This is a genomic window from Paenibacillus sp. FSL R7-0297 (genome assembly GCF_038009025.1).
Lineage (GTDB): Bacteria > Bacillota > Bacilli > Paenibacillales > Paenibacillaceae > Paenibacillus_AQ.
In genome coordinates, this window is the sequence record NZ_JBBPAQ010000001.1 from 188,820 (window position 1) to 207,657 (window position 18,838).

General features: G+C 50.1%; 12 protein-coding genes. 6 read left to right on the forward strand and 6 right to left on the reverse strand.

Translation table 11 applies throughout. From position 1 onward, the window contains the following. Positions 1-35 precede the first annotated feature (35 nt). Positions 36-812, reverse strand: a complete 777-nt coding sequence (locus tag MKZ24_RS00805; RefSeq protein ID WP_340780998.1) for a ferric iron reductase — start codon at positions 810-812, stop codon at positions 36-38. Position 813: 1 nt separating this feature from the next. After that, positions 814-1,887: an ABC transporter substrate-binding protein gene (locus MKZ24_RS00810; RefSeq protein ID WP_340780999.1), complete on the reverse strand. Its 1,074-nt coding sequence runs from the start codon at positions 1,885-1,887 to the stop codon at positions 814-816. 257 nt (positions 1,888-2,144) lie between these two features. Between MKZ24_RS00810 and MKZ24_RS00815 the strand changes: the two genes are divergently transcribed. The 5 genes from MKZ24_RS00815 to msrAB all read left to right on the forward strand — a co-directional run bounded on the left by MKZ24_RS00815 (position 2,145) and on the right by msrAB (position 6,731). After that, positions 2,145-2,579, forward strand: coding sequence for a stalk domain-containing protein (locus tag MKZ24_RS00815; RefSeq protein WP_340781000.1), 435 nt, complete (start codon positions 2,145-2,147; stop codon positions 2,577-2,579). Positions 2,580-2,654: 75 nt separating this feature from the next. After that, on the forward strand, positions 2,655-3,359 hold the full coding sequence (locus tag MKZ24_RS00820; protein ID WP_340781001.1) for a response regulator transcription factor: 705 nt from the start codon (positions 2,655-2,657) through the stop codon (positions 3,357-3,359). Beyond that, positions 3,359-4,399 (forward strand): sensor histidine kinase, encoded by a 1,041-nt coding sequence (locus MKZ24_RS00825; RefSeq protein WP_340781002.1) that lies wholly within the window; start codon positions 3,359-3,361, stop codon positions 4,397-4,399. The genes MKZ24_RS00820 and MKZ24_RS00825 overlap by 1 nt, the downstream gene beginning before the upstream one ends. Positions 4,400-4,444: 45 nt before the next feature. Beyond that, a complete protein-coding gene (locus tag MKZ24_RS00830) occupies positions 4,445-5,161 on the forward strand; it encodes a cytochrome c biogenesis CcdA family protein (RefSeq protein WP_042232538.1) in 717 nt (238 codons plus the stop codon). Between the two features lie 19 nt (positions 5,162-5,180). Next, positions 5,181-6,731 (forward strand): bifunctional peptide-methionine (S)-S-oxide reductase MsrA/peptide-methionine (R)-S-oxide reductase MsrB, encoded by a 1,551-nt coding sequence (gene msrAB, locus MKZ24_RS00835; protein WP_197073032.1) that lies wholly within the window; start codon positions 5,181-5,183, stop codon positions 6,729-6,731. A 97-nt stretch (positions 6,732-6,828) separates the two neighbouring features. On the opposite strand, the gene MKZ24_RS00840 is transcribed toward msrAB, so the two are convergent. Then, a complete protein-coding gene (locus MKZ24_RS00840) occupies positions 6,829-7,983 on the reverse strand; it encodes a cobalamin-independent methionine synthase II family protein (RefSeq protein WP_042232536.1) in 1,155 nt (384 codons plus the stop codon). Between the two features lie 282 nt (positions 7,984-8,265). On the opposite strand from MKZ24_RS00840, the gene MKZ24_RS00845 reads away from it, so the two are divergent. Beyond that, positions 8,266-9,369: a response regulator gene (locus MKZ24_RS00845; protein WP_042232535.1), complete on the forward strand. Its 1,104-nt coding sequence runs from the start codon at positions 8,266-8,268 to the stop codon at positions 9,367-9,369. 74 nt (positions 9,370-9,443) lie between these two features. Here the strand turns inward: MKZ24_RS00845 and MKZ24_RS00850 are convergent, their stop codons facing one another. From MKZ24_RS00850 to MKZ24_RS00860, 3 genes are all read right to left on the reverse strand, one after another. Then, the gene (locus tag MKZ24_RS00850; RefSeq protein ID WP_340781005.1) at positions 9,444-16,364 is read right to left on the reverse strand and encodes a stalk domain-containing protein; all 6,921 of its coding nucleotides are present in this window, start codon (positions 16,362-16,364) and stop codon (positions 9,444-9,446) included. A gap of 151 nt (positions 16,365-16,515) precedes the next feature. Beyond that, positions 16,516-17,310 carry a hypothetical protein gene (locus MKZ24_RS00855; protein WP_340781007.1) on the reverse strand — a complete coding sequence of 265 codons (795 nt, stop codon included), beginning with the start codon at positions 17,308-17,310 and terminating at the stop codon, positions 16,516-16,518. A 137-nt stretch (positions 17,311-17,447) separates the two neighbouring features. Then, positions 17,448-18,551, reverse strand: a complete 1,104-nt coding sequence (locus MKZ24_RS00860; RefSeq protein ID WP_340781008.1) for a slipin family protein — start codon at positions 18,549-18,551, stop codon at positions 17,448-17,450. Positions 18,552-18,838: the final 287 nt, after the last annotated feature.

Sequence of the window (18,838 nt, forward strand, 5' to 3'; positions counted from 1 at the left end):
CAATAGCATCCTCTGCTAAACGGACGTGCTTGTTGTCATTTTAATTGAGATTCATTCTCATTGTCAATTTTCGGGCATTTCCTGCAATACTCCCCTGACATCCGGGAATAGAAGCAGCAGGTGATGCGTTTGTTCTTCGCCGCCGGAATCTCGTCCTTGTTCTCTATGAACGGGGTAAACGGATTGCGTCTTGTACCAAACAACTTCCCGGGGGCCGTCCGGGTCAGAAAAGCAAAATCGGCTTGCAGCCGCTGCCTGTCTTGCCCGGATTCCTCAGCTCCAGGAGAATATAGCGGGGCAATGCGCACCATAATATTCTCCCAAAGCACCGCCATCGGGACGGGTCCTATGGCGGCAAGCGTCTGCAGCAGCGGGGCAAGCCGAACCGCAAAATTCTCCTCTATAACCGCCTCCCGCCACGCTTCCCTGTCTTCCGGTGGTGATGCTGATCGAACCCCGTTCACCGCCAGGAAAGGAAACTGCGTATCCCCTTTAAACTCAGGGGAAGCCGGATGATAGAGGAAGCTATTGTCCAGCGGGAAGGAGACCTCCCGGTTATGAAAGGTCATCGCAGTCAGCAACGGCGCGATCCACAGATAGCCGATCCGCTTAGCCAGCATGGAAGCCGCAACCTGCATGTCCGGCGCGCCAATATAATCCTTAAGCCAGCTTACATACTCGCGGCATGCCGCTTCTTCCTGCAGCTGGCCCAGAGCAAGGGTGCGGACGCTGTCTTTAGGCGGACCGCCCATCCGCAGGCGGTATTCCTCCGCCATGTCCCTCCATGAGGCCGACGACAGATAGTTATCCATTTCAATGCGTTCCCAGCAGTGCTTCCGAGGCCTGATCTACAATAATATTGAGTGCAATAGGGCCATAGTAAGCGATCCAGAGCGTTGAATTCACGTCATAGGCACGGTTATTCTTGACGGCATCAAGCGATTTCCAGACCGGACTGCCCGCCAGAGCCTCTGCCTCTTTGGCGAACAAATCATCCGACAGCAGGAAATAATGATCAGCTCCGACATCTGCAACTGTCTCCATCGAAATTTCAACGGAGGTGTCATCTTTAATCTCCTGAACGAACGCCGGGACATTTAACCCCAAATCCTCATAAAGAATACTTCCGGTCCGGTGTTCGGGACCATGTACACGGATACCCTCCGGTCTCGGACGAATCAGCGCTATGGTTTCATCGCCCAGCTTCGCCGCCAGCTGCTCCCGCAGTCCGGTGATTTTGTCCCCGTAAGCCTGCCGCACCAACTCTTCCTCCGCCTGCTTACCTGTTATCGTACCGATGACAGCCAGCGTATCCCGCCAATCCTCGTAGAAATCGAGCACCACTGTAGGCGCAATTTGGCTGACGCTGTCATATACCTCCTCCTGAAAGTCGGTCATCAATATAAGATCCGGATTCAGCGCCACAATTGCCTCAAGATTGGGCTCATCCCGTGTGCCAAGGACCTTCACATCCCCCAATTGGGCGTTTAAATATTCCGGAAATTCATCCTTCGTCCCAGCCACAACGCTGCCCGCCGGGCGCTCACCCACTGCTATCAATTGATCGACGAATTTCACATCAAGCGCAGCAATCACCTTCGGCTTCTCCGTCAGTGTATATTCGCCCTTCAGGTGTGAGATCGTTACCGGAAATGCTGCAGCCTGCGCCTCCGACGATGACTGAGCCTCTGTATCCGGTGGCGCAGACGGCTCGGCTGAGGCTGAAGCTACAGCCGACGGCTGTGCGGCTGCGCCTCCATTAGTGTCTCCTCCAGTGCCGCATGCCGTCAGCACAAGTAACAGTGCCAGCATCCATACCATTAATAGTCCTGATTTCTGAGCGGCGTATATCCTGCTGCCGGTTGTCTGCCTCTTTGCTGCCTTCATGCTGACTCCCCCTTTTTATATGATAATGATTTTCATTATCATATTTGTAAAGTGAGTATAATCGATCTGCCTGCTCCGTTTCCATGTACTTTTGCGACATTGCAGCCGGATTAATGCGACATTGTGTTTCATAGCAGCCCGGATATCCAATCTCTGCTCGCTTCGTAAGACAATCGTAATACTTAGCTTAGAGAATCGTAAGCTCTCTTGCTTATGCTGTTCCATGTAATCCAAAAAAACGATGGAGCGTGATAAGCATGGGTAAAAGTAAATCAGGCAAAATGGTAATGATGACAGCGGTATTGGTGCTCTCTCTGGCGGTGTCTGGAATAGCCGGTGCGGCGGCAGGAATCACAACGATGAAAAAAGACGGCATGGAGCTTATGAACTTAAGACAGGCGGCCGGGATGTACGGCTACAGCATCGAGTGGAACAGCAAGGACCGCTCTGTATCCCTGGTATACATGGACAAGATGATGGACGACAGCAAGATGATGGATGACGGCGAGATGATGGATGACGGCATGAAGCCGGCGGGCAAGATGATCAAGGTATGGATTGGATCGAAAAAGATTATGGTCGACGGAAAGAACGTTAACCTGAATATGGCCCCTGCTCTCTACGATGGCAGTACCTATGTGGTGAATACGGTGATTGCTGATTACATGAAGCCTGCCAAGGATATGAAATAAGACGGACCGAGCCTTACCATCACCATATGATATGATGGATTCAAATGTATTTTTCCGGATATGGGGTGGGTTAGTGTGAATGAACGAGTGCTGGTCGCTGATGACGATTCAAATATTACCGATGTGTGCCGGAGGTATCTCGAACGGGAAGGTTATCTGGTGATAACCGCCAAAGACGGACTAGAGGCGCTAGAGCTATGGCGCAGTCAGACTCCCAGCCTGATTGTGCTCGATCTGATGATGCCGCATAAGAATGGCTGGGAAGTGTGCAACGAGATCCGGCAATCAGAAGATATCCCGATCATTATGCTGACCGCCCGGGGTGAGGAACAGGATCGTCTGATGGGGCTGACGATGGGTGCGGATGATTATTTAACCAAGCCCTTCAGTCCAAGAGAACTCGTTCTGCGTGTGCAGGCGATCCTGCGCAGAATGAGATATGTCCAAGTATCGCCTGTTACCGCCGCTGAACACACCATTAAGTACGAGGGACTGACCATCGATGTCGGGAAGCGTACCGTGGAGATCAGCGGACAGGCGATTGACTTGACGGTTACAGAGTTCGAGATGCTGTATTTGCTGGCCGGCCATCCGGGTCAGGTGTTCTCCCGGACACAGATTCTGAGCAAGATCTGGGATTTCAGCTATGAAGGAGATACGACTACAGTTACCGTGCATATCCGGAGATTAAGGGAGAAGATCGAACAGACTCCCTCCGACCCGAAATATATCAAGACGGTCTGGGGAATAGGCTATAAGTTTGCGGGGGATGGCATCTAATGAAACTGCGTACGTATTTATTGTTGTCCAGCCTCACGGGAATTGGAGTATTGCTCATCTGTTTATTTGTCAGCTACTCCAAAATGCTGCTCACCATCAATCAATTCTATTGGTTGTCCGGTATAACGGCCGGGGTAGGCTTGTTCTCCTTCATCCTGCAGCATTTGCTGACAAGGCCGTTAGAGAAATCCATTGCACGGATTACACAGCAGACTGTGCGAATTGCCGAAGGGGATTTCCATACCGAAGTCCCCTTAATCGGCCCGCAAGAATTCAAGCTTCTGGCACAGCAATTCAATGTAATGAGCTTCAAGCTGAAGGAAAGCTTCGACCATCTGCACCATTCTGAATCCGCACGGCGGGAACTGATTGCGAATGTCTCCCACGATCTGCGGACACCCTTGGCCTCCATTCAATCGTTTGTTGAAGCACTGGAGGATGATGTCATTAAGGACGAAGTAACCTTTCAACGATATCTGAATACCATCCGGCTGGAGACGAAGCGGCTTGCGGGGCTGATCCATGATTTATTTGAATTATCCAGTCTGGAAGCCAACGGCGAAATCTTCAACCCGCTGCCTTGCCATGCCGATGAGCTGCTGATTAGTACTCTGGAGAGCTTCTCGTTCCACCTCACGGAGAAGAAGCTGAACGTGGAGATTGAGCTGCCGGATAAATTACCTGCCGCTCTGATGATGCCTGCGCAGATTAAGCGGGTCCTGTCCAATTTATTGCAGAATGCCATTCAGCATTCCCCAGTGGAAGGAAAGATCGTTCTGGCTGCCACTGAGGAGGGTCCATACCTGCGAATCTCAGTGACCGATGAAGGTCAGGGAATTGAAGCGGAGGAGACCGCACGTATATTTGAACGGTTCTACCGGATTGATAAATCACGCAGCAAGAACAATGGAGGCGCCGGTCTAGGCCTCGCCATCGCACAATCGATTGTTGAGCTTCACGGCGGCGATATTGGGGTGCACAGTGTTCAGGGAGCAGGCAGCTGCTTCTGGTTCACCGTCCCCATCTATACCAGCCGATAAGCCTTAGCGTCACGGTAAATAGCATTTATTAAGGTGGTGACAGATTTGGCCGGTGATTCTATATTTCTGTTCGGCGTATTCGGCGCAGGGCTGTTATCGTTTTTTGCACCATGTATTCTGCCGTTGCTTCCGGTATATGTGTCTTATCTGTCTGGCGGTATAGTGGATGGCGCGAATCAGGGAGTGGCTGACACCCGCTCCTTCCGGTTTCGTTCCAGTTTCATGATGCGGACGTTGTTGTTTGTTCTTGGACTCTCTGTAGTCTTCATCTTACTTGGTTTCGGTTCCGGCATCCTTGGCAATATCATATCCAGCCCGAGATTCATTGCCATCTGCGGAGCCATCGTTATCTTGTTCGGGATCTATCAGACAGGCCTCATCAAGTTATCTTGGCTGGAACGGGAAAAAAAACTATCCAGCAATCGTGTGACCAAAGGCGGATATATAGGCGCCTTCCTGCTCGGTCTGACGTTCAGCTTCGGCTGGACTCCCTGCATCGGCCCGGTACTCGCAGGCATTCTCAGCATCGCTGCCGGTGAAGGCTCTCCTGCTTATGGAGGCTTCCTCATGTTCCTGTATACGCTCGGTCTAGCTATCCCCTTCCTGATCATGTCCGTGTTCTCGGAGGTTCTAGTGAAGCGGATTCGCCGCTTGTACAGATTCATGGGAGGAATCAAAATCGCGTCCGGCTGTATGCTGATTATAATGGGACTGCTGCTGATGACAGACCGGCTGAACACGATTGTCGGCTGGATTCAATAAATCGCTAGGAGGGTTAGCTATGAGGCGTGCGTGGAAATGGATGGGATATGTCCTGGTGATTGGCGGAATGCTGTCGCTCCTGATGGCCTGTGGTACGAAACCGGACGCACCCGCCGGCAATACCGGCTCCCCCGCTGCAATGGACAAAGGAAAGCCTGCACCTGATTTTGCATTACAGGATCTGAAGGGAAACTCTCTTCAACTGTCGGATCTACAGGGTAAGAAAGTGTATGTGAAATATTGGGCTTCCTGGTGTTCCATCTGTCTGGCCGGACTTGAGGACCTCAATACCTTGGCCGGGCAAGAGAATGATTTCCAGGTGGTCACGATCGTTACACCGGATGCCAAGGGAGAAAAGTCTTCCAAGGAATTTACAGAGTGGTTCAAGAGACAGTCTTATGATAACTTAACCGTACTTTTGGATGAGGATGGGGTATGGGCCAAGAAATTTGAAGTCAGGGCATTCCCTACCTCCTATTATATTGATGCAGACGGAAATCTAGTGAAATCACTCCCGGGTCATGCTTCCAATGAGCAAATTACCCAGACCTTCGAGGGAATGAAGTCAGCCTCAGCAGCCCCGGTCCGGGCCGTGAAGACCACCACCATCGCCGATAAGGATCTGCACAATCTGTACCTCGCAGGCGGCTGCTTCTGGGGGGTGGAGGCCTATATGTCCCGCATTCAGGGAGTTCAGGATGTAACCTCGGGTTATGCCAACGGGGAAGGCGAGAATCCGGCCTATGAAGATGTCATTCGCGGGGACCGGGGGTTCGCGGAGACCGTTCATGTGAAATATGATCCGAAGCAAGTGACGCTGCAGCAATTGCTGGAGTCTTATTTCAAAGTGGTTGATCCTACCAGCCGGAATAAGCAAGGCAATGACAGAGGCGTTCAATATCGGACAGGAATCTATTATTCGTCCCCAGAGGATGCAGCCATCATTCAGCAGGCCGTAGATCAGGAGCAGACGAACTATGATAAGCCGATCGTAACGGAAGTTCTGCCTCTGAAGAACTATTATCTGGCTGAGGAGTACCATCAGGATTATCTGGAGAAGAACCCGAACGGATACTGCCACATTGACTTAAGTATTCTGGATGAGCAAGCGGTTGTGATTGATCCTGCCCAATACCCCCGCCCCTCCGATGAACAATTGAAGGAACAATTAACCGCTGAACAGTATGCGGTCGCAGTCAATAATGATACCGAACATGCCTTCAGCAACGAATATTGGGATAACTACGAACCCGGTCTGTATGTCGATATCACGACAGGAGAGCCCTTATTCACCAGCAAGGATAAATACGATTCCGGTTGCGGATGGCCCAGCTTCACGAAGCCCATTACCCCGGAGGTGGTAACCTACACCACGGACACCAGCTTCGGCATGGAACGCACCGAGGTCCGCAGCCAATCCGGCGATATCCACCTGGGTCATGTGTTCGATGACGGCCCCGAAGACCGCGGCGGCAAACGCTACTGCATCAACAGCGCCTCCATCCGCTTCATCCCCCTGGACCAGATGGAAACGGAGCATTACGGTTATTTGCTCAGGCTGGTGGAGTAGACTAGTGGAATAGTGAAGATACAGGAGTTTCTCATAACAAGATCGCCCTCCATCCGCTCAAGAGAGCTGTGTGGAGGGCGATCTTGTTGTTTGTTACTTAACCCCAATATTGCCGGGCAATCTCTTGTCCCTGTCTAATCTTCGCCCACTGCTCATCTTCCGTTAATTCATTACCGCCATCGCAGGACGCGAACCCGCATTGATGGGACAGTAACAATCTGTCCTTATCAATAATTTTCGCTGCTTCATCAAGCATTTGAACTACACGGGCCTCATCGTCAAGCGTATTCGTTTTGGAAGACAGCAATCCCAGTACAATCTCCGTCTCCGGTCTATCTTTGAACACCGCTAGCGCCTCAAGAGAGCCTGCACGGTCATCATCCCATTCCAGGAAGAAGCGGTCGTACTTCAGCTGCTTGAGGAACAGATTCGCAATCTTGGCATACGAGCCGCCGCCCATATTACGGGAATCATAGTTGCCGCGGCAGTTATGCGTCCACATGAGGAGGCCCAAGCTATGGCCGTAATCAATGATTGTATTGTTAATGTCAATGAATTCTGCCGCCAGACCCTGTACTTCCTCATGATTGATTTTCTCGCCGGTAAATGGAGAGTTCGGGTTATCATCGGCAAATAACTCCCATAAGCAATCGTCGAATTGCAGAATACGTCCGCCAGCCGCAGCAAATTCCTCTACAAACTCCTTATACGCTTGGACCAGGCCCTCTTTCAGTCCCTGTCTGTCCTTGTACACTTGTGTACTGCCAATGTTATCCGACCAGGATAGCTCACCATAAATATGGGACGGCGAAGGGACGCACAGCTTGGTCTCACGGTCACCGGCAAGAGCTTGAAGCTTCTTATAGGCATGAATGAAATGATGGTTCTTTCCGCCCAATTCACCTGTAATGCGCAGACCGATATCTTTTCTAGTCTCGTATTTGGAGGCTCCATCTATATCTCTGAAGAAATATCCATGATCCGCGATATAGCGGTCAACCCCCTGGAAGCCCCAGACGAAGTCCAGATGCCACATCGACTTGGAATATTCCCCATCCGTAAGAATGGACAACCCGTTGTCTCTTTCTTTATCCACTACAGCCTGAATGGCCTCCGCTTCACACTGCTCATACCCCTGAAAGTCCTGGTAAAAGGGATACTGGATATCATCACGGTGTTCAATCTGCTGTTTATATTCTAATAACTCCGCCGGACGCAGCAGGCTGCCTACGATTTGAAATCTATTGCACATATATAGTCCTCCTCTATTCTCACATATCTCTTTCTTTTGTGTCTAAATTCTAGCACGGAGGGCTTAGAGGTACGTAACACTTAAAAGTGATATCTGGCTATAGTCAAAAGGTATAATAAGGATCTGGTTTTGTAGTGACCGTACCTTTACCCCTCCGTGCCGACACAAATAGACTTTTGCCGGTGTGAATTCTAATTGAAAGCCTATCTGTAATTTGCTAATATTAATGACTGATTGGATTTTCTAGGACTAATGACTCATGATGATTAAAGAGGTGAACAGATGCTTCGGGCGATAATTGTCGATGATGAACGGCTTTCACTTAATCAGCTCAGCTGGGTTCTGTCCGAGAGTGGAGAGGTCGAGATCTGCCAGACCTTCCGGAATCCGTTGAAGGCCTATGAATATGCCAGGGACAACCCTATCGATATTGCTTTTCTGGATATTTCCATGCCGGAGGTAAGCGGGATGAAGTTGTCCCGGCAGCTCCATGAGCTATATGATGCTATGGACGTGGTATTCGTTACCGGCTATGAGGAATATGCGCTTCAGGCGTTCGACGCCAGCGCGACTGACTATCTGCTGAAGCCGGTTTCTGCCGAACGGGTGAGACAGACTCTGGATAAAATAAGGCGGCGGCCGCGGCGGCAAGAGGTGGAGCCTGTGCTGGAGGTATGCATGTTTGACGGCTTTAAGCTGATGCACCCCGGACCGGACAGGAAGCCACTCAAGCTGAGGAGCCCCAAGACGGAGGAACTGTTCGCTTATCTCCTGTACAAACGCTCAGTCAGCCGTGACGAGATTATGGACACCCTGTGGAGCGGGTTTGAGTCCGGGAAGGCAAGCAACAACCTGAATAGCAATCTGTATTATATCCGCAAAGCTATCAGTGAAAGCGGGCTTAAGATATGCCTGCTGCCTGACCGGAATGAGGTACAGATCGTGGAGAATTCCCTGTCCTGTGACCTGTATGCATTCGAGCGTTTGCTGAGAGAAATCAGAATGAACCGGGACGGACATAAGGAATTACTGAAACAGGCAGCAGCTTTGTATACCGGACCTTTTCTTAAGGGTAAAACCTACGAATGGGCCAGCACCAAGGCGCGCCGCCTGGAGCAGGATTATATAGAGCTGCAAGAGTTGGCCGCCCGTAACTATCTCGAGCAGCATCAGATGGAGCAGGCATTGCAGGCATATGATGAAATTCTCCGGATCGATGCCCTGCGCGAGGATATCGCCGGGCAGACCCTGCGGCTGTTGATCGGACTCGGAAGAACAAGCGAGGCCATCCGGCGGTACCGCAAGCTGGAGGAAGTCCTGCTGCAGGAGCTGGGAACACAGCCGGGCACCCCCATCCGAGAGATGATGCATAGATTGAACAGGTAAGCAGAAAGTTTAAATAAGCAGACAAAAGCCGATTGCCCTGAAACAGGCAACCGGCTTTTTAGATTAGGATGAGACTAACGGATAATCTCGATCCGTTTGTCTTGCGGGAACCACATGACATAAGCTCCTAAAGCTTCCGAAACGTAGCGCAGCGGCACCATAATTCTGCCGTCAATCGCCTGCGCAGGTACGTCCATGCCTTCAATCAATTCTCCCAAAGTCATGGTCAGCACTTTACCGTCAAGCGTAATGGTCGCTGTTTTGGTTGCGTGGTCCCACTTGACTTCAGCGCCCAAAGCTTCCGCTACAGCCCGGATCGGCACCAGGGTTCTTTGCTCCTGGATAACAGGTGGCACATCGTTTTGCTTAGCAAGTGCTCCAATGGAATACTCTTTGCTGTCAACCTTGAACGTAATCTTGGTGACCGAATCAGCCTTAACGATGCTGTACAAGCTGAAGCTGTCCGTATAGAACTCAAAGCTATTCGTTGCCGGGTTATAGACCCCGCCAAGCTTGATCGTCTTATACGTGCCGTCTGCCTGAGGTACGAATCGAACCGCTGTCAAATTCGTTGTATCCCCGGTCAATCCCAGCTCCTTCAAGTTAATCGTGACTTTGACCGGTTCAGCGAAGCTCTTGATTCTCGTGCTGGTGCCATTCGAATAATTCAGCTGGGCAATCAGGTCGAGTACCTTCCCGCCGAGCGGGTGCAAGCCCGCCTGATCCAGCTTGGCTCCTGCCAACACCTCATCGGTTTTGGACTTCTCTGTCATAAGTATTCCTAACTCCAGGGAAGCACCTAATCCTAGTTTGAGCTCCGGTACGTTCAAGCCATTCTTACCAAAATAAATTACACCAAGCGTAGATTCAAGAATAACCGGCTTCGCAGCCTTCATGATCTCTTGAACCTCAGACGCAGCTGTTTTTACCGTGCCTTGTCCCGTTTCAACCGTGTTCAGTCCATCTGTAATTTGGATAGACGGCTGTACCACCCCAGGCTGCGTAGCCGCCGGAGGTGTATAGGAATTAACGGGCGGTGTATACGAATCAACTGGTGCAGTCTTGATTACAGCTGCCCGGAAGGCAGTATAAGCCGCTGTTAACTGCTCATTGGCCTTGTCAATCTCTGCTTGTGTTGCCGCCGTACGGATGACATTTTCCGCCGCCATAATTGCGGCTTGCAGGATTGCTTTGGAACCCGCCGGATATTGGCCTACGCCGTTGCCCTCAGTGCTTTCATTTAAAAGAGTGGTCGCTTCAGTAATTTGGGCTTGAATCTCTCCAGCATTTCCAGCTTGAATGACTGCCGCCTCAAAGGCTGCCACCGCTGCTTCCAACGTTGCTTTGGCTGTATCAATCTGCGCTTGCGTCGCTGGATGTTCCAGCACTTCCTTGGCTGCTGCAATCGCAGCTTCCAATGTCATTTTGGCTGCCTGCGGATATTCGCCTACGCCTTCTCCTACAACGCTGTCTTTCAGTAACGTTTCTACTTCGGTCACTACAGCGCCAGCTTCTTCACTGCTGCCTTCTTTATTTACCGCAGCTTCAAATGCGGTAATTGCCGCTTCCAACGTTGCTTTGGCTTCGTCGATTTGTGCTTGTGTTGCTGGGTGATCAAACACTTCTTTCGCTGCTACAATCGCTGCTTCCAGTGTTGTTTTGGCTGCCTGCGGATATTCGCCTACGCCTTCACCTACAACGCTGTCTTTCAGTAACGTCCCCGCTTCGGCCACTACCGCATCAGCTTCTTCGCTGCTGCCTTCTTTATTCATTGCAGCTTCAAATGTCGTGATTGCCGCTTCCAACGTAGCTTTGGCTGCGTCGATCTGTGCTTGTGTTGCTGGGTGATCAAACACTTCTTTCGCTGCTACAATCGCTGCTTCCAGTGTTGTTTTGGCTGCCAGCGGGTATTCACCTACGCCTTCGCCTACAATGCTGTCTCTCAGCAGCGTGCCTGCTTCGCTCACGACTGCGTCAGCTTCTTCGCTGCTGCCTTCTTTATTTACCGCAGCTTCAAATGTCGTGATTGCCGCTTCCAACGTAGCTTTGGCTGTATCAATCTGCGCTTGCGTCGCTGGATGTTCCAGCACTTCTTTCGCTGCCGTAATGGCTGCTTTCAACACGTCAACCGCTTCAGACGGATATTGTCCTACGCCTTCCCCTACTGGTACATCAACCAGCAATGCTTCTGCTTCGATCACTACCGCGCCAGCTTCTTCGCTGCTGCCTTCTTTATTTACCGCAGCTTCAAATGTCGTGATTGCCGCTTCCAACGTTGCTTTAGCTGTATCAATCTGCGCTTGCGTCGCTGGATGTTCCAGCACTTCCTTGGCTGCTGCAATCGCAGCTTCCAATGTCATTTTGGCTGCCTGCGGATATTCGCCTACGCCTTCTCCTACAACGCTGTCTTTCAGTAACGTTTCTACTTCGGTCACTACAGCGCCAGCTTCTTCACTGCTGCCTTCTTTATTTACCGCAGCTTCAAATGCGGTAATTGCCGCTTCCAACGTTGCTTTGGCTTCGTCGATTTGTGCTTGTGTTGCTGGGTGATCAAACACTTCTTTAGCTGCTACAATCGCAGCTTCCAGTGTTGTTTTGGCTGCCAGCGGGTATTCACCTACGCCTTCGCCTACAACGCTGTCTTTCAGTAACGTCCCCGCTTCGGCCACTACCGCATCAGCTTCTTCGCTGCTGCCTTCTTTATTCATTGCAGCTTCAAATGTCGTGATTGCCGCTTCCAACGTTGCTTTAGCTGTATCAATCTGCGCTTGCGTCGCTGGATGTTCCAGCACTTCTTTCGCTGCCGTAATGGCTGCTTTCAACACGTCAACCGCTTCAGACGGATATTGACCTACGCCTTCCCCTACTGGTACATCGACCAGCAATGCTTCTGCTTCGGTCACTACCGCGCCAGCTTCTTCGCTGTCGCCTTCTTTATTCACTGCAGCTTCAAATGCGGTAATTGCCGCCTCCAACGTTGCTTTGGCTTCGTTAATCTGCGCTTGCGTGGCTGGGTGTTCAAACACTTCTTTCGCTGCCGTAATGGCTGCTTTCAACACGTCAACCGCTTCAGACGGATATTGACCTACGCCTTCCCCTACTGGTACATCATCCAGCAATGCTTCTGCTTCGATCACTACCGCGCCAGCTTCTTCGCTGCTGCCTTCTTTATTCACCGCAGCTTCAAATGCGGTAATTGCCGCTTCCAACGTTTCTTTCGCTGTATCAATCTGCGCTTGCGTCGCTGGATGTTCCAGCACTTCCTTGGCTGCTGCAATCGCTGCTTCCAATGTCGTTTTGGCTGCCTGCGGATATTCGCCTACGCCTTCTCCTACAACGCTGTCTTTCAGTAACGTCCCCGCTTCGGTTACTACCGCTCCAGCTTCTTCGCTGCTGCCTTCTTTATTCACCGCAGCTTCAAATGCGGTAATTGCCGCTTCCAACGTTGCTTTGGCTGTATCAATCTGCGCTTGCGTCGCTGGATGTTCCAGCACTTCCTTGGCTGCTGCAATCGCTGCTTCCAGTGCGGTTTTGGCTGACAGTGGATATTCGCCTACGCCTTCACCTACAATGCTATCTTTCAGCAGCGTTCCTGCTTCGGTCACTACCGCGTCAGCTTCTTCAGTGTCGCCAGCCTGTATCTGTGCCTTCTTAAACACATCAACCGCGTCTACAAGGGCTTGGTAAGCAGCATCAAGCTTCACTTGAGAAGATGGTTTATCGACCACAATAACCGCTGCATCAAATGCTGCCTCCAATGCTGCTATTGCTTCAGCCGGATATTGTCCTACTGCGGTTCCTGCTTTGCTGGCCTCCAAAAGACTGCCTACCTCATGAATTTTTTCGAGAGCTTTCGAGTTATCCCCAGCTAGAATTATTTTAGCTATGAAAATATCTGCCGCATCTACCAGTTCCTTATAAGCCTGATCAATCTCATGCTGGGTAGCCGGTTCGCTGATCACATTCGATGCTGCCGTAACCGCTGCCTGCAAAATCGCTTTTGAACCTGTCGGATATTCTCCTACGTCATCACCTTCTTTGCTGTTGCTCAGAAGGGTGGTCAATTCTGTAATGACCGATTGAAGGTTTGTGCTGTCCCCGGCACGAACTACAGATTTCTGAAAATCTTCAACCGCATCCGCAAGTGTTTGGAGCGCTTCCTCTATTTCTTCTTGAGTTGACGGCCCGCCTGCTACTACATTTGCCGCCTCAATGGCTGTCATGAACAACGCTTTGACTTCCGGCCAATATTGTCCTGCGCCGTAGCCCTCCGGGCTACTATCATAAAGTGTCGTTGCTTCCAATAACGCCATTAGAAGCGGGATATACTCGCCTTCCTGAATCTTAGCATTTTCGAAAGCTTTGATTGCTTGTACCAAATCATGATAGGCATCATCAATCTGTTGTTGGGTCCCGGGGGAATCAATCAGAATCTCAGCAGCTTCAACAGCCTTATCCAAAGCATCGAAGGCTTCTGACGGATACTCTCCAGGGCGATCACCCTCTGCGCTATAACTCAAAAGATTTCTCGCTGCTTCAATTTTGAGTTGGAGCTCGCTGCTGTTTCCTTTCTTGATCACCGCAGCTTCAAAAGCTGCAACTGCGTTGTTCAGAGTTAGGATAGCCGTATCAATAGCTGCTTGAGTCGCTTCTTCGTTAGCCAAAGTTTCTGCATCTGTAATCGCGGATGCCAGTAAGTCCATGGCTTCTAGCGGATATTCTCCTACAGCATTTCCTTCTGTACTTCCCTCCAAAAGGATTTTCACCTCAGTAATTGCGGCTTGTAGTGCTGTATTGTCTCCAGCCTTAATTACAGAGGCCTTAAAATCCGCCAATGCATCATTCACAGAAGTTAAGGCTTCATCAACTTCCATTTGTGTAACAAATAGGTTCGTTAACGTAGCAAATGCCTTATCTATGAAGCCACGCAAGGTATCCTTCGAACCTGCCGGATATTGTCCAACTTTAGTACCTTCTACACTGGCGTTCAAAAAACTTTCGGCTGCAGCAATTTTATCTTGAAGCGGTTTTTTATCGGGACCGGTAATCTTCGCATCAAGGAAAGTTTGTACTGCATCCACCAAGACTCTGTATGCCTCATCAATTTCCGCTTGAGTTGAAGAATTCATAATTATTAGTTCTGCTTCTCCAATAGCTTGATCCAGCATGGTGAATATTAACGGCGGATATTGTCCTGGTTCATTACCTGGTTGACTATGCTGTAAAAGATTCGAAGCTTCATCAGCTTTGGCCTTGAGTGCCGTCGCATCTCCTCTTTTATTTTCAGCATTCTTAAAGGTTGTGATTGCAGCATTCAATGCTTGGTAGGCGGCATCCAGCTCAGCTTCCGTGGAGGAGGTGTTTAACCCTTCATTAGCGGTATAAATAGCAGCTCCCAACGCGTCTTTTGCCTCAGCTGGATATTGACCTACGTATGGCCCTACGTCAGCATAGTCCCATAACCGTTGCGCTTCGTTAATTTTCGCCTGAAGCAGCTCTGTTTTATCCGGCTCGGGATTTTTTGCAGCAAGGAATTCTTGCATCCCATTTGATAAAGCTATATAAGCCTCATCAATTTTCTTTTGCGCTGTTGTATAACGGATCGCTTCTTCAGCTACTGAAATAGCATCAAGGAAGGCCGAATAGGCTTGTTCAGGATATTGTCCAGGTTCATCGCCCACTTTACTCTCAATAAAAAGGTCCCAGGCTTCATCAATTTTAACCTGAAGCCGTGCAGGATCGCCTGCTTTGATTTGTGCAGCGCTGTATACCTTTATCGCATAAGATAAACTTTGGTAGGCATTATCAATTTCTTCTTGAGGGGGTGCTGGGTTGTTTAGGACACCCTCTACTGACAAAATGGCTGTAAATAAAGCTTCTTTTGCATGTTGCGGGTATTGTCCAACCCCTTCGCCTCTTGTATCATCCCAATAAAGAATAATCGCTTCGTCATATTTGTCCATAAGGTCCGAGCGACTCGCTCCCTTGATGGCATCAGCCTTAAATGCTGATATGGAACCCAGCAAATCTTGATAGGCAGCATCAATTTGAGCCTGGGTTGTAGCTGTATCTTTAGCCTGAGATGCAGCTTCGATGGCTGTATTAAATGCATCCATCACTTCTCCCGGGTATTCCCCAAAGCCGTTGCCAGCTACTGAAAAGGAATATAAGTCCTTCGCTTCATTAATCTTAGCAATTAAATTAGTTATATCTAACTCAGGCTCTCCCGATCCGTTGTCCGGGGCATCCGCCAGCTTAACCGTCAAGGCTCCCTCCAACGAGTTCATGTCAATAACCTCGGGATATTGCAGGAATCCCTCATTTTCATCTAACATCGTGAAGAAATAAGTCATTTCATAGGCATTGGAATCTCTCATCTTACTGGAGACCTTATCGGTAATGTCTGCAGAAAACACTGAACTATTGCCTTCCCGGGTCAGATTGACAATGTCCCCCCCTATCATACCAGAGGCATTCTTATAAAATGTTCTTATCTGTACATTGTGAATACCGTCATCCAGTGCCGTTGCACTTATGATGAGATGATTAAGATCACTTGTATCCAGCAGCGTATGGGCTATTCTTGGCTGCGCCGGTTGCGGATTACCCCCACCTGAATTCACAGTCATAGTATGAATAGTATAGAAATCATCCGGCAATACAGCTTTGATGGTAATCGTTCCAGCTGGTGCGCCTTGATCAATGAGCAGTGTATTGCCCACAATCCGCTTGCCTACCGGACTATCTTCCACAATTGATAATTGAACAGATTGTGGACTATACGCCAACATCCCATTCATAGAGGTAACAATGATCTCTGCCTCATACGATTCATTCGTAACATCAATAGTATCCTCCAGGTCTGTCAAACCAGAAGGCGTCTGCTTCACTATATTTGCATCCTCTTTCAACACCAGATCAGCCGCATGTATCAAGCTCGTCGGTATGATCATGGCAAACACTAGTAACAAGGCGATTATCCGTTTAAATCTCAATGCCTTTTCCTCCATTATTTTCATTTTTTCTACATCAATTTATTCTACACGACAGCGCTAAACGTAGAATAAACAAGAAAACCGCCACGAATGGTGGCGGCATGAAGTAATAGAGTACTTACGAATCCTTATTGAAGTTCTAAAGACGTCATTACAAAAACGCACCGAAATACAACTCTACCGCCTCCTGCGAATAACCGTCATCCCCCTGCCACTCCGCCATAGAGTTATAATCAGAACTCCCGCCTCTGCGCTTCCGGGGTGTGTCCCGCGGTACCAGCAATCCGGCATAGCCCCAGATCTCCATGATTACATCCCGCTCATTCTTGCTCGAAGGAACCACGTCCTTCCACCGCTTCTCCAGCATCCGCGCACTCTCATGGTCCGCACAATCCCGTATCGCTTCGAGCATCCCGGAGAGTATGGCAGTATCCTCGGCGGTAACCTCGAACTCTTCTTCTTTACTTAATAATTCAAGGTCCAGCCAGCAGTATAAAAGCCAGTTCAGACGAATCCCGCCCCACTTCACCCGTTCGAAATTCAGCACATTCATATCCTCATTCATATATTCCCGATCAGACATTAATCTGTGAAAGTTACAATCCCCGCAGCTGCTGTAATTGGGCCGGACAACACTCCGCTGCTCATAGGTATGCACAGGTACACCGGAAGTCAGGACCCAGCTTGAAAGGGCGCTCCGCAAATGGACCTTCTTCGTCGACAGACTGTGCAGGAACGCGGCAGCTACCCGCTCCTTAGTAATCGCCCCATGCAGCTCATGCAGCCGCAAGACAATCTCGTCATGAGATATGGTCACAGGATCGAACATCAGGCCTTTGCTTTTGGCATAGTCGAAATCCTCACCGGTGAAGGCAGCAGGACTGCTCTTCCAGCCGGCTGAGGTCCAGAAGGTGTTCATCAGGATTTTCTTTGCTTTGTTGTCCATGGGATCACTTCCTTGGGTTTGGCTTAATCGGCTCTCTAGCTTAGTTCTATAGCTTCTATATAATTACCTGTTTTCCGGAACTTTGACTAAGCTTAATTCTCTCGATCTGCACTAAAAATAGACCGCCAGGAGGCGATCTACTTATTACTGCCGATAAGCGAGCTTAACCGCTCCAGCAGGTCTCCACCGCCCGTAACAGAGATGGAACCGATTTTGTCGCATATCTTCTCGAGGAATTCCAGCTCCTTCAGCCGGAACAGGGTCTGATTCTCGTCCATCAGCTTCGCTGTATTCAGCAGGCTGCGCGTCGATGCTGTCTCTTCCCGGCGGGTAAGCAGGTTCGCCTGCGCCTTCTTCTCTGCGAGCAGGACGGTGTTTAGGATATCCTTCATTTCCCCCGGCAGAATTACATCCTTCACCCCCGCCCCGAGGAAACGTACCCCGAACGCTTCTTCCTTCTCCTGGATACGGGACAGAATGAATGTGGCAACATCCTCTTTTCGTTTCAGGAGATCGTCCAATTTCAGCGTCCCGACATACTCCCGGAGCAGGAGCTGAAGCTGGATGTGTATCTGCTCGTCAAACCCCTTCATCTCCAGAACGCGGTGCGGACTTACGATGGTGTACTGGCATACGAAATTCAGACGCAGCGAGACCTTATCTTCAGTCATCATTTCCTGGCCAACCAGATCCATCTGCTGCTGTCTTAGATCGACTGTCTTCGTCAGCACCGAGACCGGTCCCTTCCAGAAATAATACTTACCCGGCGTAAGCTCCCGCTGGAGCGTATGATCATAGAACAGGAATCCCTGCTCGTAGCTCGCGATTTCGCAGCACTGCACGTACGGAGTAAGCTTCGGGATAATCGAGCGGTCGATCCCGGCAGGCAGCTCCGGCTGCCCTATATCCGTATGTACGAAGGTGTGCTTTCTCAGGAGGTTCCAATAAGCATACACACCCGGCTTCAGCACTTGCATGAATTGGCCATCCTCATAGTGCAGAACAATCTCATGATCCTGTACGCGTACGACATCGAGCTCCCGCAGGAGTTCATCCTCCTGTAAAAATAGCTGCAGGTCTTTGCCCTCAACACTAAACGGTTTCGCAATATTCAGTACTGCCACCGTATGCTGCGACCAGGATAAGTAACGGTAGGTTCCCGGTAGCAGCCGCTTCACATAACTTCCCTTATGAAAGAGCAGACCGCGCTGGTCCGCTTGAATCGTGATTTGCTTCAACATATGTGTGCCCCCTTCATGTTTGACCAATGGATAACAGAATCCCGCTGCAGCTCAGGCGGAATCACGTTTGAGACAGGCGGCCCTGCCGGGAGGTCCGGGAGGACTACTTGAGGTCCGAGGCTAACCCAACCTTCAGCCGGCCTTCGTTCCTTTCCGTCCTTGCCAAGTCCTCCCCAGCTACCTACTATCGGTATCCACGGATTGCAAAGCCCTTCCGCAGTGCGCTAGACTAGCCGCCTGAGATTCTGTCCATTGGTTTCCTTACTCAGATTGTGCTTCAATTGTCG

Excerpts from the sequence above, each read along its gene's own strand:
- MKZ24_RS00805 (WP_340780998.1), bottom strand. The coding sequence starts at position 812 with ATGGATAACTATCTGTCGTCGGCCTCATGGAGGGACATGGCGGAGGAA.
- MKZ24_RS00860 (WP_340781008.1), bottom strand. The coding sequence starts at position 18,551 with ATGTTGAAGCAAATCACGATTCAAGCGGACCAGCGCGGTCTGCTCTTT.
- MKZ24_RS00810 (WP_340780999.1), bottom strand. The coding sequence starts at position 1,887 with ATGAAGGCAGCAAAGAGGCAGACAACCGGCAGCAGGATATACGCCGCT.
- MKZ24_RS00825 (WP_340781002.1), top strand. The coding sequence starts at position 3,359 with ATGAAACTGCGTACGTATTTATTGTTGTCCAGCCTCACGGGAATTGGA.
- MKZ24_RS00815 (WP_340781000.1), top strand. The coding sequence starts at position 2,145 with ATGGGTAAAAGTAAATCAGGCAAAATGGTAATGATGACAGCGGTATTG.
- MKZ24_RS00855 (WP_340781007.1), bottom strand. The coding sequence starts at position 17,310 with ATGGACAACAAAGCAAAGAAAATCCTGATGAACACCTTCTGGACCTCA.
- MKZ24_RS00840 (WP_042232536.1), bottom strand. The coding sequence starts at position 7,983 with ATGTGCAATAGATTTCAAATCGTAGGCAGCCTGCTGCGTCCGGCGGAG.
- MKZ24_RS00845 (WP_042232535.1), top strand. The coding sequence starts at position 8,266 with ATGCTTCGGGCGATAATTGTCGATGATGAACGGCTTTCACTTAATCAG.
- msrAB (WP_197073032.1), top strand. The coding sequence starts at position 5,181 with ATGAGGCGTGCGTGGAAATGGATGGGATATGTCCTGGTGATTGGCGGA.